The 16,114-nt window shown below is 72.5% G+C and carries 18 protein-coding genes; 9 read left to right on the top strand and 9 right to left on the bottom strand.

The features are described from left to right. Window positions 1–16: 16 nt before the first annotated feature. Window positions 17–1,042, bottom strand: a complete 1,026-nt coding sequence (locus OG259_RS05440; RefSeq protein WP_328941144.1) for an LLM class flavin-dependent oxidoreductase — start codon at window positions 1,040–1,042, stop codon at window positions 17–19. Between the two features lie 112 nt (window positions 1,043–1,154). Between OG259_RS05440 and OG259_RS05435 the strand changes: the two genes are divergently transcribed. From OG259_RS05435 to OG259_RS05425, 3 genes are all read left to right on the top strand, one after another. After that, window positions 1,155–1,643, top strand: a complete 489-nt coding sequence (locus OG259_RS05435; protein ID WP_328941143.1) for a phosphatase domain-containing protein — start codon at window positions 1,155–1,157, stop codon at window positions 1,641–1,643. Beyond that, window positions 1,643–2,167, top strand: a complete 525-nt coding sequence (locus OG259_RS05430; protein WP_328941142.1) for a GNAT family N-acetyltransferase — start codon at window positions 1,643–1,645, stop codon at window positions 2,165–2,167. The genes OG259_RS05435 and OG259_RS05430 overlap by 1 nt, the downstream gene beginning before the upstream one ends. Before the next feature lie 86 nt (window positions 2,168–2,253). Further along, entirely contained in the window at window positions 2,254–2,472 is a 219-nt protein-coding gene (locus tag OG259_RS05425; protein WP_266899618.1) for a dodecin, read from the top strand. A gap of 97 nt (window positions 2,473–2,569) precedes the next feature. On the opposite strand, the gene OG259_RS05420 is transcribed toward OG259_RS05425, so the two are convergent. Continuing rightward, window positions 2,570–3,610, bottom strand: coding sequence for a vWA domain-containing protein (locus OG259_RS05420; protein WP_328941141.1), 1,041 nt, complete (start codon window positions 3,608–3,610; stop codon window positions 2,570–2,572). A 105-nt stretch (window positions 3,611–3,715) separates the two neighbouring features. Here OG259_RS05420 and OG259_RS05415 point away from each other — a divergent pair, with 105 nt between their 5' ends. The 4 genes from OG259_RS05415 to OG259_RS05400 all read left to right on the top strand — a co-directional run bounded on the left by OG259_RS05415 (window position 3,716) and on the right by OG259_RS05400 (window position 7,948). Further along, on the top strand, window positions 3,716–4,558 hold the full coding sequence (locus OG259_RS05415; RefSeq protein WP_328941140.1) for a hypothetical protein: 843 nt from the start codon (window positions 3,716–3,718) through the stop codon (window positions 4,556–4,558). A gap of 199 nt (window positions 4,559–4,757) precedes the next feature. Further along, entirely contained in the window at window positions 4,758–6,008 is a 1,251-nt protein-coding gene (locus tag OG259_RS05410; protein WP_328941139.1) for an extracellular solute-binding protein, read from the top strand. A 138-nt stretch (window positions 6,009–6,146) separates the two neighbouring features. Next, the gene (locus tag OG259_RS05405; protein WP_328941138.1) at window positions 6,147–7,043 is read left to right on the top strand and encodes a GNAT family N-acetyltransferase; all 897 of its coding nucleotides are present in this window, start codon (window positions 6,147–6,149) and stop codon (window positions 7,041–7,043) included. Beyond that, window positions 7,040–7,948 carry a lysophospholipid acyltransferase family protein gene (locus OG259_RS05400; protein WP_328941137.1) on the top strand — a complete coding sequence of 303 codons (909 nt, stop codon included), beginning with the start codon at window positions 7,040–7,042 and terminating at the stop codon, window positions 7,946–7,948. Before OG259_RS05405 ends, OG259_RS05400 begins: the two co-directional genes overlap by 4 nt. Here the strand turns inward: OG259_RS05400 and egtD are convergent. From egtD to egtA, 4 genes are read right to left on the bottom strand one after another with little or no spacing between them, the layout of a single operon-like run. Beyond that, window positions 7,843–8,808 carry an L-histidine N(alpha)-methyltransferase gene (gene egtD / locus OG259_RS05395; protein ID WP_328941136.1) on the bottom strand — a complete coding sequence of 322 codons (966 nt, stop codon included), beginning with the start codon at window positions 8,806–8,808 and terminating at the stop codon, window positions 7,843–7,845. The genes OG259_RS05400 and egtD overlap by 106 nt on opposite strands. Beyond that, on the bottom strand, window positions 8,805–9,557 hold the full coding sequence (egtC, locus tag OG259_RS05390) for an ergothioneine biosynthesis protein EgtC (RefSeq protein WP_328941135.1): 753 nt from the start codon (window positions 9,555–9,557) through the stop codon (window positions 8,805–8,807). Before egtC ends, egtD begins: the two co-directional genes overlap by 4 nt. Further along, entirely contained in the window at window positions 9,557–10,882 is a 1,326-nt protein-coding gene (gene egtB, locus OG259_RS05385) for an ergothioneine biosynthesis protein EgtB (protein ID WP_328941134.1), read from the bottom strand. The genes egtC and egtB overlap by 1 nt, the downstream gene beginning before the upstream one ends. Next, on the bottom strand, window positions 10,879–12,138 hold the full coding sequence (gene egtA / locus OG259_RS05380; protein WP_328941133.1) for an ergothioneine biosynthesis glutamate--cysteine ligase EgtA: 1,260 nt from the start codon (window positions 12,136–12,138) through the stop codon (window positions 10,879–10,881). Before egtA ends, egtB begins: the two co-directional genes overlap by 4 nt. Before the next feature lie 253 nt (window positions 12,139–12,391). On the opposite strand from egtA, the gene OG259_RS05375 reads away from it, so the two are divergent. Together OG259_RS05375 and OG259_RS05370 are read left to right on the top strand one after the other, a co-directional pair. Continuing rightward, window positions 12,392–13,225 (top strand): TIGR02452 family protein, encoded by an 834-nt coding sequence (locus OG259_RS05375; RefSeq protein ID WP_328941132.1) that lies wholly within the window; start codon window positions 12,392–12,394, stop codon window positions 13,223–13,225. A 77-nt stretch (window positions 13,226–13,302) separates the two neighbouring features. Then, entirely contained in the window at window positions 13,303–13,473 is a 171-nt protein-coding gene (locus tag OG259_RS05370; protein ID WP_328941131.1) for a hypothetical protein, read from the top strand. Window positions 13,474–13,651: 178 nt separating this feature from the next. Here the strand turns inward: OG259_RS05370 and OG259_RS05365 are convergent, their stop codons facing one another. The 3 genes from OG259_RS05365 to OG259_RS05355 form a co-directional block, all read right to left on the bottom strand. Beyond that, window positions 13,652–15,067 (bottom strand): flotillin family protein, encoded by a 1,416-nt coding sequence (locus OG259_RS05365; RefSeq protein ID WP_328941130.1) that lies wholly within the window; start codon window positions 15,065–15,067, stop codon window positions 13,652–13,654. 83 nt (window positions 15,068–15,150) lie between these two features. Continuing rightward, complete coding sequence (locus OG259_RS05360) at window positions 15,151–15,381, bottom strand: hypothetical protein (protein ID WP_189833889.1); 231 nt, start codon at window positions 15,379–15,381, stop codon at window positions 15,151–15,153. 14 nt (window positions 15,382–15,395) lie between these two features. Further along, a complete protein-coding gene (locus OG259_RS05355) occupies window positions 15,396–16,103 on the bottom strand; it encodes an alpha/beta fold hydrolase (protein ID WP_328941129.1) in 708 nt (235 codons plus the stop codon). Window positions 16,104–16,114 lie beyond the last annotated feature (11 nt).

Genomic DNA, 16,114 nt, shown 5'->3' with positions numbered 1-16,114 from the left:
TCCGCATCTGTCCTGGTCAGGAGGGCGGCAAGGGTGCCGTCAGACCGACGGCGTGCGCGAGCCGCCGGTACGACTCGCTCAGCGCGGCCCGGTCGTAGGTGCTCGTGGTGACCAGGACCTCCTGCGCCCCGGTCTCCTTCACGGCCCGCTCCAGGGCCTCGGCCACCTGCTCCGCCGTGCCGTGCACATGGCCGTCGAGCCCCGACTCGTAGAAACCGCGCTGCTTCTCCGTCATCGTGAGTCCCTCGATCCCCTCGGGCGAGACGAGTGGCGGGAAGACACCCCGGGTGCGCGAGTACGCCAGCGACCAGGCCTCCGGCATCAGCAGCCGCCGGGCCTCGGCCTCGGTCGCGGCCACCGCGACCGTCCCGGCGATGATCACGTACGGCTCGGCGGCCCACGGGGAGGGGCGGAAACCGGAGCGGTAGGTGTCGACGGCGGCGAGCAGCCGGTCACGGCCGCGCAGATCGCCGATGACCAGCGGCAGCCCGGCCTCGGCGGCGATCTTCGAGCCCTCGCCGGTCGCCAGTACGAACGGCGGGACCCGCAGCCCCTCGGCGGGCCGTGCGTGCACCTGCGGGTGGGCGGTCTGCTCGCCGGTGAACCAGCCGAGGAGCTCGGAGAGCTGCTCGCCGAAGCGGTCGGCGTCGTCCTTGTCGCGGCCGAGCGCCCGGCGGATGCCGTCGGTGAAGCCGACCGAACGGCCGACGCCCATGTCGATCCGGCCGGGGAACAGGGACTCCAGGACACCGAACTGCTCGGCCACGACCATGGGTTGGTGGTTCGGGAGCATCACACCGCCGGTACCGACCCGGATGCCCGACGTGGCGGCGGCCACGGCGGCCGCGAGGATCGTCGGCGCGGAGCCGGCGACCCCGGGCACGCTGTGGTGCTCCGACACCCAGAAGCGGTGGTAGCCGAGGGCCTCCACCTCCTGGGCGAGGCGCACGGTGTCGCGCAGGGCCCGGGGGGCGTCCTCGCCGTCCCGGGTACGGGAGCGGTCGAGGACGGAGAAGCGGATGCCGGCGGGAAAGGTGCTCACAAGGGCTTCAACGTTCGAGGCGGGTAGGGATTCCCGAATCGCCCACCCGCGATCGCACACGTGATCCACCGGGGCGGGGTGCTCCCGCCGCCCGCCTCCTAGGCTGGGGCCCGTGACAGCCGACAACCGGCCTCTGGCCGTCTTCGACCTCGACAACACGCTCGCCGCGACCGCCCACCGTCAGCACTTCCTGGAGCGGCGCCCGAAGGACTGGGACGCCTTCTTCGCCGCGGCGCCCGACGATCCGCCGCTCGACGAGGGGATCGCGCTGTGCCGCGAGGCGGCCGAGGAATGCGACGTCGTCTACCTCACCGGGCGGCCGGAGCGCTGCCGCCGGGACACCCTGGCCTGGCTTGCCGCGCAGGGGCTCCCGGAGGGGCCGATCCACATGCGCCGCAACCGGGACTTCCGGCCGGCCCGGGTGACCAAGGTGGAGATCCTGCGCCGACTGGGCGCCGACCGCCCGATCAGGATGCTCGTCGACGACGACCTGCTGGTCTGCGACGCGGCCGAGGAGGCCGGGTTCCCCGTCGTGCGCGCCCTCTGGGCGACCCCGTCCGAGGAGCTGAGGGACGCCCAGGAGAAGGAGGGCCGGACCTGATGACCGAGGACCGGTATGCCGCGGCGCCGGCCGTGGTCCGGCTGGAGACCTACGAGCAGTCCGAGATCTTCGGGGACACCGTCGATCCGTTCGGGGTGGCCGAGTGGGGTCTGGTCTGGCGGCTCAAGGAGCACCACTTCGGGATCAGGGAGGACGACCGGCTCGTCGCACACGCGGGGCTGCTCGTCCTGCCGCTGTCTGCCGGTGGGAGCCGGATGGATGTGGCGGGCCTCGGAGGCGTCGCCGTCGCCCCGGACCGGCGGGGCCGCGGGCTGTCCGCTCAGGTCGTCAGCGGGGCCCTTGAGCACGCCCGAACGCTGGGGCCCGAGTTCGCGCTGCTGTTCTGCCGCCCGGACGTGGCCGGTCTCTACGCGCGGCTCGGCTGGCGCGAGGTGGCCGGCGAGGTGGAGGTGGAGCAGCCCGACGGTCCGGCGGTGATGCCCCTGCGGACGATGTGGTTCCCGCTACGGGAGGGAAGCCGCTGGCCCGAGGGGCCGGTTCGGCTGCATTCCGCTCCGATGTGACGGCAGGGGGGTGGCCCACCTCGACTCGCGGCGGTCCCCGGTTCCGTGCAGTGTGGATGGAGTCGGAACGCGAAGGAGAGGCCGCCATGGGAGACCACGTTTACCGCGTCACGGAGATCGTCGGATCGTCCTCGGAAGGCGTGGACACCGCCATCCAGAACGGGATCACTCGCGCCTGCGAAACGCTCCGTGCGGTGGATTGGTTCGAGGTCACGGAAGTCCGCGGTCATGTCGAGAACGGCCGGATCGCGCACTACCAGGTGGGCATGAAGATCGGCTTCCGGCTGGAAGAGCCGGGCGCCTAGGGGTTTTCCGGCGGACCGAGCCGCATCGGCCGGGACCGGCCCCGGGCACGCTCGGTGCCGGGGGCCGGTCCGGGGTGCGGGCGCGCGGCAGGTGCTGTCAGAGCATGAGCAGCAGCCGCGTGTTCGCTACCAGCTTCCGGTTCACGCTCGTGCTCTGCACGAAGATCGTGAAGTCGTCGTTGTGGTCCGGCCGGACGCGCGCCTCCGCATCCGGCAGGCCGAGCAGGGCCCGGGCCTCGGGCCCCGTGAACACCCGGTCCGTCTTCTTCTCCAGGACCGCGATCCGCTTCCGTGCCTGGATCTTCTCCGACTTGCTCAGCTGGTAGAACGCACCGCCGGTACGGTAGGTGTGCCCGGATTCGACGACCCAGTCCCGGATGGCCGCGTCACGCGCCACCGGGATCAGCTGGTACCCCGACGGATCCACCGGAGCGAGGCCGGCCGCCTTGACGGTGTCCGAGTTCACTGTGTCCGCGCCCGTGGAGAACACCGCCCGCGATCCCCGGATGCCCTTGGTGCGGCCCACCATGAACTTCTCGGTGGCCTCCTGGATGACCTGCCCGGCCTCCTCCAGGCCCTGGGTGCTGGTGGCGTCCCAGATGGCGACGTTGTCCTTCGGGAAGCCGCTCTGCATGGCCTCGCGCTTGCCCATCTGGTCGGGCACGAGGACGGCCAGCGTCCAGTTGTCCTCCTGCGTCTCGATCATCCGGGCCACGGCCCCGACGAGCTCGCGCGCGTTCTTGGTGGGGGCGTCGGGGCAGCGATGGCTCGCGTTCTCCTGACCGTCGGTGAGCACGAAGGTCAGGAAGCTGTGGTCGCCGTACAGCTGGGCCGTCTGCGCGAGTTCCCGCTGCGACTTCAGCGCGGCCGCCAGCAGGGCCGTCATGCCGCCGACCCGGTAGAGCTGCTTCAGCGACGGCATCCGCAGCACGTCCTTGTCGTAGATGACGCACTCCACCTTGTCGGCGAAGACGTACACCGTGACGCGGGTCTCCTGGTCCAGCTCCCTCGACCGGCGGGCGAGGTACGCGATCTGCTGATCGGCGACGTCGACCACCTTGCGGCTCAGATGCGACATGGACGAACTGGCATCCAGCACGAGAGCGACGTGGTTGATGTAGTTCTGGGTTCCGGACATGGCAACTCCCCCTGTTTTCCGAGCTTTCCGACCCGATGCACCTACCGTCTCACCCACCACTGACAATCGAACGTCTTGTCGATGCGGTGCGCTTCACTGTCCGTCATGGAACTTACGCAAGCGACCGTCAACGACCTGTTGGAACGGATCGGGCCGCGTGACGTGTACGTGTACCTGCCCGGCGACGTGCCCCCGCGGGAACTGGCCGGCCTGCTCGACGGCAGGTACGGCGCCCCACGCACCCTTGTCCTGGACGGCTTCACCGATCCGACCGTCGACGAGTCCCGGGGTGCCGCCCTCCTCGCCCCCTTCGGGGACCGCGTCGTGATGATGCGGGCGTGGGCGTACGGGGATCGATGGGTCGGCACGGGCGCCGTGCGGGACTCCGAGGGGACCGAGCGGCCGGTGCTGGTGGTCGTCCCCAGGGTGGTGCCGGAACCCGTGCCGGTCTCACCGGCCCCGGGCTTCGGCGAGGGTCCGGAGGAGGGCCCGGGCGAGGGCTTCGACTGGAACGAGCGGCTCGAACGAGTCACCGGCTGGACGCAGCCCGCCCGACGGCCGGACTTGGACTGGGCCGAGGTGGAGGCGCGCCTGGGCGGCGCGCTGCCGCGCGACTACAAGCGCATGGTCGAGACCTTCGGTGAGGGCGCGTTCGACGGATTCCTCGACCTGAACCAGGAGCCGTGGACCGATCTCAGGGAGGAGGGTCTGCTGATCTGGGCGGGAACGGAGCACGAGGACCTGTACTGCTGGAGGATCGACGGTGACGACCCCGACCGGTGGCCCGTCGTGGTCCGGTCCTTCGACGACGGGGACGTCCCCTTCGGCTGCGGGACCGCGGAGTTCGTCTGCCGCGTCCTCACCGACCCGCGGCACCCGTACACGATGGCCCGCTATTTCGACACGCACTGGTTCATGAACTACCGGGAACCGGTCGACCAAAAGTGACCGACGGGTAATTACCGTCGGTAACGGAACAGATGGTGCGTCCACGGCGCGGAACGGGATGGTCAAGGACTTGACCATCCCGTTGGTCCAGACCAGAATCCAGGCCACATACCCGCGCGAACACCCCGTTCGGTCCCCCCATGTCGGGTCAGCCCCCCATGCCGCACGACCCTGTGCTGAACCGCAGAAGGTGACCTACGTGAAGAACCGCCATCTCGCCTGCCCCCTGGCAGCCGCCACCGCGCTCGCCCTCGCCGGCTGCGGGATGCTGCCCGGCGGGGGCGGCGGGACGAAGACCGTCAACATCTGGCTCATGCGGGACAGCGCCAGCGAGGACTTCCTCACCCGCTTCACCGAGGCGTACGAGGAGGAGCACGACGGCGTCGAACTCCAGATCACCATCCAGGACTGGACGGGCATCGGGAAGAAGGTCACCGAGGCCATCCAGGGCTCCGGCGGACCCGACGTCATCGAGGTCGGCAACACCCAGGTCGCCCAGTACGCCGACACCGAGAAGCTGTTCGACCTCACCCTGGAGTCGGTCCGCGACCTCGGCAGCGAGGACTGGCTGCCCGGTCTCGCCGAGCCCGGAAGCATCGGCGGAGCCCAGTACGGCATCCCCTGGTACGCGGCCAACCGCATCGTCATCTACAACAAGGACCTGTTCGCCGACGCCGGCATCGACAAGCCCCCGGCCACCCGTGCCGAGTGGCTCGCCGACACCGAGAAGCTCAACAGCAAGGGCTCCCAGGGCATCTACCTGGCCGGACAGGACTGGTACACCCTCGCCGGCTTCATCTGGGACGAGGGCGGCGAACTCGCCACCGACAGGGGCGGAGAGTGGACCGGCGCGCTCCACAGCCCGGCCGCCCAGCGCGGCATGGCCTACTACAAGGAGCTCCAGTCCCTCGGTTCGGGACCGAAGGACGCCGACGAGCAGAACCCGCCGCAGGCCGAGGTCTTCGCCAAGGGCGACGTGGCCCAGCTCGTCGCCGTGCCCAACACCATCGCCACCATCCTCAAGGCCAACCCGGGACTCAAGGACAAGCTCGGCTACTTCCCGGTACCCGGTTCGAAGCCGGGTCAGCCCTGCGCCGTGTTCACGGGCGGTTCCGACCTCATCATCCCGGAGAACGCACCCCAGCGCGGGGCGGCCCTGGAGGTCGTCAAGGAGCTCGCCGGCGAGAAGTGGCAGTCCGAACTCGCCCGCGCCATGGGCTACGTGCCCAACAAGAAGGGCCTCGCCTCCGTCGTCGCCGGCCAGGAGGCCACCGCCGTCATGGCCAAGGGCGCCGTGCGCGGCCGGGCCACCCCGAACTCCCCCCAGTGGGCCGACGTGGAGGCCGACAACCCCATCAAGCCCTACATGACGGCCGTCCTCCAGGGCGAGGACCCCTCGAAGGCCGCCAAGAAGGCCTCGGCCGCGATCACGGACACCCTCGCCGAATAGCATTCAGCGTTCGCACACCCGCGAGCCCCCGGACGGTCATGTCGAATCCAGCCGGTCACGGAAGAAGTAAGGAGCCGGGCCGCCGCTCACACGGCCCGGCGCCGCCCCTTCCCCTTCCGTACGCCGGAGGAGCCCGACATGGCCGCACCGACCCCCACGCTCGCCGTCCCCGGGCAGCCGCTCGCCACCCCCGCGCAGCCGCTCGCCGTTCCCGCCCAGCCCCAGCCCCAGGCCCACACCGCGCCGCCCGCGCCCCGGGCCCTCGCCGAGCCGTCCACGCCGCAGGCCCCCGCCGAGGAGCCCACGCCCCGGTACCTCGTCGGACTCGCCCGCGACCAGGAGGACGTCCGCGCCGCCCAGCGGCTGCGCCACCAGGTCTTCGCCGGTGAGCTGGGCGCCCGGCTCGACGGCCCCGAGCCCGGCCTCGACACCGACGCCTTCGACGCGTACTGCGACCACCTCCTCGTACGGGAGGAGACCACCGGCGAGATCGTCGGCACCTACCGCATCCTGCCGCCCGACCGGGCCGCCGTCGCCGGGCGCCTCTACTCCGAGAGCGAGTTCGACCTCACCCGGCTGGCCCCGATCCGCCACGACCTGGTCGAGGTCGGCCGCTCCTGCGTCCACCCCGCCCACCGCAACGGCGCCGTCATCGCCCTCATCTGGGCCGGGCTCGCCCGCTACATGACGAGCACCGGCCACAACTGGCTCGCCGGCTGCTGCTCCCTCCCGCTCGCCGACGGCGGCACCCTCGCCGCCGCCACCTGGGACACGGTCAGGACCAAGCACCTCGCCCCGGAGGAGTACTGGGTCACCCCGCACAAGCTCTGGAGCCCCGACGGCATCACCCGCCCCGAGGGCCGCACCGAGCTGCCGCCGCTGCTCCGCGGCTACCTCCGGCTCGGCGCCTGGGTCTGCGGCGCCCCCGCGCACGACCCCGACTTCGGTGTCGCCGACCTCTACGTCCTGCTCTCGCTGCGCCGGACCAACCCCCGCTACCTCAACCACTTCCTCTCGCTCGCCCCGGCACGGTGAACGGGACCACGGCCCCCTCGCCGTGGCTCCCCACGGCGCCCTGCACCCCGGGCCACTGCGCCACCCACCCCGAGTCCGCCCACCGTCGGTGCGGCGCCGAGGCGGACCCGGCCGGGTCCGTCCGGGCCGTGGTCCGGCTGGTCGCCGGACTCGGCACCGTCCTCCTCGGCCTCCTGCTCGCCCCCGCCTCCGGCCTCCTCCCGGCCGCCACCCGGCTCGCCCTCGTCCGCTCCTGGATGCGGGCGGTGGTCCGCGCCTTCGGCGTCCACGTCCGGTACGAGGGAGCGGCCGCCCCGGCCGGCGGCCCGCTCCTCGTCGTCGCCAACCACGTCTCCTGGCTCGACATACCGCTGATCGCGGCCGCCCTGCCCGGCCGGATGGTCGCCAAGTCGGAGGTGCGCCGCTGGCCCGTCCTCGGCACGCTCGCCGCCCTCGGCGGCACCCTCTTCATCGACCGGGACGGCCTGAGGGCCCTGCCCGGCACCGTGCGGACGATGGCCGGGGTGCTCGCGGGCGGCGGCCGGGTGGTCGTCTTCCCCGAGGGCTCGACCTGGTGCGGGCGGGAACGCGGCCGGTTCCGCCCGGCCGCGTTCCAGGCCGCCCTCGACGCCGGCTGCGCCGTGCAGCCGGTACGGATCGACTACCGGCCCACGGACGCCGCCGCGTACGTCGGGGACGATCCGCTCGGCTCATCCCTGTGGCGGGTCGTCTCCACCCGCCGGCTCACCGCCGTCGTCCGGCTCCGGGAGCCCCTTCCCGGCGCCCTGTACCCGGACCGCCGGGCCCTGGCGGCCGCCGCTCAGCGGGCCGTCGCGAGGGACAGCGCGAACCTGCCCTCGCTGTCGGTCCACCAGCGGTCCAGGTCGAGCTCCGCCTCCGCGAGCTCGACCCGTACGCCGGCCTGACGGAACTTCGCGGACACCTCCGTCCGCATCTCCTCGCCCGCCGCGAAGGGCACCACGAGATCCAGCTCGGGGATCTTCACGGTCAGCGCGCGGCGGGCCCGCAGCCGCATCTCGATCCACTCCCGCTCGCGGTCCCACACCGCCACGTGGTCGAAGGCGTCCGGATCGAAGTCCCCGCCGAGCTCCCGGTCGATCACCGCGAGCACGTTCTTGTTGAAGGCGGCCGTCACCCCGGCCGAGTCGTCGTAGGCGGCCACCAAGGTCGCCTCGTCCTTCACCAGGTCCGTGCCGAGCAGCAGCGCGTCGCCCGGCGCGAGCATCGCCCGTACGGAGCGGAGGAAGATCCGCCGCTCGTCGGGCAGCAGATTGCCGATGGTGCCGCCGAGGAAGGCCACCAGACGCGGCCCCGGCGTCCCGGGCAGCGCGAGTCCCCGGGTGAAGTCGGCCACGAGCGCGTGCACGTGCAGACCGGGGCGCTCGGCGAGCAGCGACTCGGCCGCCCCGGTCAGCGCGGACTCGCTCACGTCGACGGGCACATAGGCGTCCAGGCCGGGGAGCAGCGCGTCGATCAGGAACCGGGTCTTCTCGGAGGAGCCGGAGCCCAGCTCCACCAGGGTCCTGGCCCCGGAGGCGGCGGCGATCTCCGGCGCCCGTTCCTTCAGGATCGCCCGCTCGGCGCGCGTCGGGTAGTACTCGGGCAGCCGGGTGATCTCCTCGAACAGCTCGCTTCCCCGGGCGTCGTAGAACCACTTCGGGGGCAGCTCCTTGGGAGAGCGGTGAAGCCCGTGGAGGACGTCGGCGCGCAGATCGGCGCCGGCGGCGTCCGGGGCGAGGGTACGGGTCAGCTGGAACGGGCTCACGCGGAGGGCTCCTTGAGCGGGGTGAGGGTGACGTCGGCGCGGGTGGCGGTCACGAGCGTGCGCTCGGGGACCTCCTGCCAGCGCGGATCGCCGTCGTACGGTTCGGAGGCCACGACCACCCGGTCGGGGCCCGTCAGGTACCAGAGGCTGTTCTCCCAGGCGGTCGCGGCGATCAGCGCCCCGTCGGTGAGCAGCAGGTTGAGGCCGGAGCCGGGGGCCGCCTCGGCGACCTCCCGCACCGTGTCGGCCAGGGCGGGGCCCGGCGCGTCACCGGCCCGCAGCCGGTGCAGGACGAGCGCCCAGAGCAGTGCCGAGTCGGTACGGGCCTCAAGGCCGAGCAGCTCGCCGGCCGGGAGGGTCGCGGCGAGCGGCGTGAGCGAGCCCGGCCAGCCCTTGACGGCGCCGTTGTGGCTGAACAGCCAGGGCCCGGCGGCGAACGGCGCGGCCGCGGCCTCCCCGTCGGCGCCCGGCAGCGTCGCCCCCCGGACCGCCGCGAGCAGCGCCCCGGAGCGCACCACCCGCGCGAGGTCCGCGAAGGAGAGGTCGCCCCAGATGGGGCCGGAGCGCCGGTACCGGGCCGGCGCCGGATCGCCCTCGGCGTACCAACCCACCCCGAAACCGTCGGCGTTCACCACACCGCTGGTCTGTGTACGGGGCTCCCAGGACTGGCGCAGCAGAGCGTGCTCCGGCTGGACGATCAGCTCTCCGAGCGCCACCGGCTCGCCCACATAGGCGATATGACGGCACATCAGTCGAGCTCCGCGTTCCGGGCGGTACGGAAGCCGGCGAAGATCTGGCGCCGCACCGGCAGGTCCCAGTTGCGGAAGGTGCCCCGGCAGGCCACCGGGTCGACGGCGAAGGAGCCGCCGCGCAGCACCTTGTGGTCGGGCCCGAAGAAGACCTCCGAGTACTCCTTGTACGGGAAGACGGTGAACCCCGGGTACGGCAGGAAGTCGCTGGCCGTCCACTCCCACACGTCACCGATCAACTGCCGTACGCCGAGCGGCGAGGCGCCCTCCGGATAGCTGCCCGCGGCCGCCGGACGCAGGTGGCGCTGCCCGAGGTTGGCATGCTCGGGACCCGGATCGGCGTCACCCCACGGATAGCGGCGCGAGCGCCCCGAGTCCGGGTCGTACCGGGCGGCCTTCTCCCACTCCGCCTCGGTGGGCAGCCGCCGGCCCGCCCAGCGCGCGTAGGCGTCCGCCTCGTACCAGCTCACGTGCAGGACCGGCTCGTCCTCGGGCACCGGCTCCGTCACCCCGAACCGGCGGCGCAGCCACTGGCCGCCGTCCCGGCGCCAGAACAGCGGTGCCGCGATGCCGTGCTCCCTGATCTGCGCCCAGCCCTCGGGCCGCCACCAGCGCGGATCTGTGTAGCCGCCGTCGGCCATGAAGGCCAGATAGGCCCCGTTGGTGACCGGAACGGTGTCGATGTGGAAGGCGGGCACGACCCGGGTGTGTGCCGGACGCTCGTTGTCCAGGGCCCACGGCTCGTCCGAGGTCCCCATGGTGAACGGGCCGCCGGGGACCAGGACTTCGGCGGGCAACGGGCCGCTCCGCAGGGGTGGCGGCGGGGGAGCGGTGAGCGCGGCGGGACCCTTCCGCAGCTGATGGGTGATCAGCATCGTCTCGTCGTGCTGCTGTTCGTGCTGGGCGACCAGACCGAAGGCGAAGCCGGCGTGGAGCAGCGGCCGTCCGTCGAACTCGGCATGCTCCAGCACGTCGAGGACCCGCAGCCGCACGTCCGCCGCGTAGGTCCGGGCCTCGCCCGGCGCGAGCAGCGGCAGCGACGGGCGGGTGGCCCGGGGATGCTCGAAGGCGTCGTAGAGCGAGTCGATCTCGGGTCGCAGCGCGTCCTTCCCCGCGACGGCCCGCCAGAGCCACAGCTCCTCCTGGTTCCCGATGTGCGCCAGGTCCCAGACCAGCGGCGACATCAAAGGGGAGTGCTGGGCGGTGAGTTCGCCGTCCTCGACGCACGAGGTGAGCAGCGCCGTTCGGGCCCGCGCGGCGGTGAGGGCCTCCAGAGCCTTCCGGCGCAGGGCCTCGGGGCCGAGTTCCGTCCGGGTCTCCGTCATGACGTCACCACCTCCAGGTCGTCGGCCGGGCAGCTCCCGGGGATCACGTACCGCTCGTGGAATGCGGCGACCGCCCGCCGTACCTCCTCGCTCGCCCCGATCCGGGGCAGCGCCTCCATCGCCGTGGCGAACACCGCGAGGGCCGCGGAGTGGAGCTCGGGGTCGGTGAGCCCGTCACGTGCGGCCGCGAGCCAGAGCGGATTGCGCGGGGCGGGGGCGAGACCCGCCCGTTCCGCGAGCGGCTTCATCGCCCGGTACACGGTCTCCGCCGCCTCCGGGTCGTCGAACACCGCCGTCGTCACGGCCACCGGCACCATCCAGCCGTCCGAGCCCGGCTGCGCGTCGACCATCCGCAGCTCCAGATGGCCGCGCGGCCGCACCGGCGGGAAGAGCGTCGTCATGTGATAGCGCAGGTCGTCGGCGTCGGCAGGCCGGGGCAGACCCGTGCGCAGCCAGTCGCGGAAGGTCAGCTCCTCCGGCACGTCCCACGGCCCCTCGTCGGCCCGTACGCACATCACCGGGGTGTCCAGGACGTGCGCCGTGTACTCCGCGCGCGGGTCCCCGTCCGGCGAAGGCGCGAGGGCCCGCCGGGGGTCGAGGTCCGTCCACAGTGCCTGCCGCGTCGAGCGCCAGCCGGTACGACGGCCGCCGTGCAGCGGGGAGTTGGCGAAGACGGCCACCAGTACCGCGCCCAGGAGATGGGCGAGCCGCCAGCGCCGGTGGTAGCCGAGCGGCCCCGGCTCCTCGTGACCGGCGTCGAGACAGATCTGCACCGAGGCCGAGTCGCACATCATCGCCCGGCCGGCCGGGCCCGTGCGGTCGAGCGCGGCCTCCATGGCGTCGTACCGCGGCTCGTGGAGCACCCGGCCGCGCGGCGCGTGCCAGGGGTCCACCCCGTATCCGCTGAGGGTGAGGCCGAGCGGTCCGAGCGCCGACCGCACCGCACGGAGGTCGGCGGCGACGGAGTCGAGACATTCCATGAGCGATCCGGCGGGGCGCGAGCTGAGCTCCAGCTGCCCGCCGGGTTCGAACGTCAGGGCCGACACCAGCGGCAGCGACCGCACGGTGTCGAGGGCCGCCGCGAGCCGCGGAGGGCGGACGGGGAGCCGGGGGTCACGCAGCTCGTGCACGAGCCATTCCAGCTCCACCCCCACGGTGCGGGGCGGGCCGGTCTTGAAGCAGATACATCGCAGCAGGTCCTCTGCCTCCGCCTCGGTGAGAGCGGGGCCGCCGCGCGGTATGCCGCTGGACGACATCCGTACACCTCCTGGTAGTCGGGCCGGTCGTCGGGGCCGGGTTCCGGGGAGTTGCTGCTTCCACCTAAAGCCACCTCCGAGCGGCGTGCAAGAGCGCCCCGGACCGGCCGAACGCGCCCCGTGTGCCCCCGCCCGGCCGAAACTGCCCGCTCCCACGCCGTCCCCGGAAGGCCGTCGGCGAATCCCGGGAGTCCCGCCCGCGTCCCGGGAAATCCTGTTGTCCCGACCGGGACGAAACGATCATCCTGAGGTCATGAGTGCACGACTGCGCGCGATCGCGCGGCAGACCGAGGAGATCGTTGCCGCAGGCCACTACCAGGCACCCGACGGCCGGACCGTCTCCGTCGCCGACGACCTGACCGCCGCCCTGGCCGGAACGCGCCTCCACGGCCCCGAACCCGTCACCGTCACCCCCGACACCGACCGGACGCCCACCCTCGACGTCACCGGCGAGAGCAGCCTCGCCGCGGCCCGGCGCATGACCGCCGCCGACGCGACCCGCCCCGTGGCCGTCCTGAACTTCGCCTCCGCCCGCAACCCCGGCGGCGGCTACCTCAACGGCGCCCAGGCCCAGGAGGAGGCGCTCTGTCGCTCCTCCGCCCTCCACGCCACCCTGCTCCGCGCCCCCGACTACTACGCCCACCACCGCGAGGACCGGGACGTCTTCTACACCGACCGGGTCATCCACTCGCCCCGCGTCCCCGTCTTCCGCGACGACCGGGGCGTCCTCCTCGCCGAGCCCTTCACCGTCGGCTTCCTCACCTCGCCCGCACCCAACGCCGGTGTCGTCCGCCGCCGCACCCCCGAGCACACCGGCCGCCTGCCGGCCGCCCTCGCCTCCCGCGCCGAGCGGGTCCTGGAGACGGCCGCCGCGGCCGGCTACCGACGACTCGTGCTGGGCGCCTGGGGCTGCGGGGTCTTCCAGAACGACCCCGAGCAGGTCGCCGGAGCGTTCAAGGCGCTGCTCACCGGGGACGGCCGCTTCGCCGGCCACTTCGAGGAGATCGTCTTCGCCGTACTCGACCGCGCCCCGGGCACGCCGACGCTGACCGCCTTCGCCCGGGTCGTCGGGCCGACCGCCGTCTGACATGCGGTGCCCGCACCCCCGTGCCAGGCTGAGGGGATACGGACCACAGTCCGACACCCGTCACGGGAGGCACGATCGTGGGCAAGAAACAGACCCGGACGAACCGGGGAGCCCGTACCGGCGGCCATGAACACCGCACCGAGGCAGCCACGAAGGAACAGAGCTCGGCGGCTCCCAAGAGCGAGACGTCGATGCCCCTCGTGGAGCACGCGTCGCACCGCAAGGAACGGAAGTTCGGCCACAACTGAGGCAGAGCCGAACAGAATCGAGCCGAGGCGAACCGAGCCGGGCCCAGCAGAACCGAGCCCGAGCGTGGCGGCCCGGCGGAGCACGGAGCGAGGCGGGGAGCCGACGGGGGTACGAGGCCGGGGCCCGGCGCCATGACGGCGCCGGGCCCCGGCCGTACCCCTCGCTCGCGCTACCCGTCTACTCCTCGTCGCCGACGGTGATCCGAACGCTCTCCTCCGATGCCCGGGGCGCCGGAGGCACCCCGGTGCCCAGCCGCTCCTGAGCACCCGGATTCATCGTGGACAGCAGCTGCCGGGCCAGCCCGAGCCCGGTCCCGCCCATGGTCAGCGCCTTGGCGAACACGTCCGCCATGCCGTCGGCGCCGTTGAGCAGCACCATCTGGTCCACGTTCCCGAACGCCGACGCACCCGCGGAGACGATCTCCGGCCATTTCTCGGCCAGCTGCTGGGCGACCACGGCCTCCTGGTTCTCCGCGAGCGCCGCCGCACGGGCCTTGATCGACTCGGCCTCCGCCAGACCCTTCGCCCGGGTCGCCTCGGCGACCGCGAGCCCCTTGGCGTGCTGCGCCGCCGCCTCCGCCTCACCGGTGAGCCGGGTCGCGGTGGCCTTGGCCGCGCTCGCCAGCTCGGTCTCCTTCGCGTCGGCCTCGGCCGCCGAGATCCGGGCGTCACGCTCGGCAGCGGCCAGTGTCCGGGTCTCGTACGCCATCGCGTCCGCCGGCTTGCGGACCTCCGCCTGGAGCTGCTGCTCCTTGCGGTGTCCCTCCAGCTCGGCGACCCGGGTCTCCTGGACGACGACCTCCTGGCGCGAGGCCGCCTCGGCCAGCGGACCGGCCTGCCGGGCCTTCGCGGAGGCCTGGTCCCGCTCGGCCTGGTAGCCCGCCTGGAGGATCTCGCTGTCGCGGGTCGCCTCCGACATGCGCGCCGCGGCCTGCTGCTCGGCCTCGGTCGCCCGGCGGTTCGCCTCGGCCTGCGCGATCCGCGCGTCCCGCTGGACGGCGGCGGCGTGCGGGGCGGCCAGGTTCTTGATGTACCCGGTCGGGTCCTCGATCTCGTGGATCTGCAGCGAGTCGACGATCAGACCGAGCTTCTCCATCTCCGTGCCACAGGCCGAACGCGCCTGCCCGGTCAGCTTCTCCCGGTCACGGATCATGTCCTCCACGGTCAACCCGCCGACGATGGCACGGAGATGACCGGCGAAGACGATGTGCACCCGCTCGCTCATCAGCTTCTGCTGATCGAGGAAGCGGCGGGCGGCGTTGGCGATCGACACGAAGTCGTCACCGACCTTGAAGATCACCACACCGCGGACCTTGAGCGGAATGCCCTGGTGGGTGACGCACTCGACGGACAGCTGCGTCTCGTTGAGGTCGAGCGAGAGCTTGCGGACCGCCTGCACACCCGGCAGTACGAGCGTGCCGCGGCCGGTCACGATGCGGAACCCCATCCCCGCGCCGAGACCCTCGTTCTTGTGGTTGGAACCGGAGATGATCAGCGCCTCGTTGGGTTCCGCGACGCGCCACATCATCTTGAAGACAGCGATGAGAACGGCGAAGGCGCCGACGACGACGCCCGCGAGAATGCCGATGCCCATGGACAAGGTCCCCCTTCACCGGAGCCGGTGCGGATCCGGTGAAGGGAGTGTGCGCCTGTGACGGGCGCCACTCAACCGTTGCGTCAACTGTCGTACGCGGCTGTGACATAGACGGTGCGTGGAGGGAGATGTTCCATGACCATCACCACCGTTCCGACGTCGATCCGCTCCTTCGGGGAGGCCGGATGGGCGAGGAAGTGCTCGGCACCGCCCCGGATCCGGACGATCACCTCACCGACGAGACCGGGCCCGATCGTGCCGGTCACCCGGCCGAGCAGTCCCACCATCGAGGAGTCCATCGACGCGTCGTCCATGCCTGAACGGTACGTCAGATCCAGTCGTCCAGCGTGGACATGAACCCGTCGAAGTCGTCCCGGTGGATCGTGTGACCCGCCTTCGCCACCGAACGGACCGTGAATCCGCGGCCCGCCAGCATCCGGGCGTCCTCGGGCCAGACCAGCGTGCTCGGGTCGGCCTTGACGATCAGCGAGGGGACGGTGGCACGGGCGGGCCACAGATCGGCCCCCACGAAGTCCTGCAGACCGTACGCGGACCGCTCGTCCCAGCCCCGTACCGACGCCATCTCGGTGTCGAGGTCCTCGTCCGACCAGTCCGGGTTGAAGCCGCGGATCTGCTCCCGGGTCATCGTCGTGCCCCGGACGAAGGCCTCGGCGCGATATCCGGCGGGCCCCGCCCTCAGGTGCCAGGCCGGGTCGGAGTAGACCGCGCGGGCCGGCTTCAGGCGTTCGAGGGCGAGGGCCAGGACCAGCCCGCCGAGCGAGTGCCCGACGGCCAGCTCCGCTCCGGCCGGGAGGGTCTCGACGAGATCGTCGGCGTAGTCCTCCGGCCGGTACTCCCCGGGCCCCGCGGCCCGCCCGCTGGCCCCGTGCCCCCGCAGGTCCACCGCGACCACCCGGTAGCCGCGGTCCGCGAGCGCCGGGCCGACCCGCCGCCAGGTGCGGTGGTCGGCCATGAGGCCGTGGACGAGCAGGGCGATCCGGTCACCCGAACCCCAAGTGGTCGTGTGCAGGCGCACGGTGCTGCCTC

Origin of the sequence: Streptomyces sp. NBC_00250 (assembly GCF_036192275.1) — a bacterium.
GTDB lineage: Bacteria > Actinomycetota > Actinomycetes > Streptomycetales > Streptomycetaceae > Streptomyces.
The sequence above is the reverse complement of the archived record's forward strand: the minus strand, read 5'-3'. Positions and strand labels throughout refer to the sequence as shown.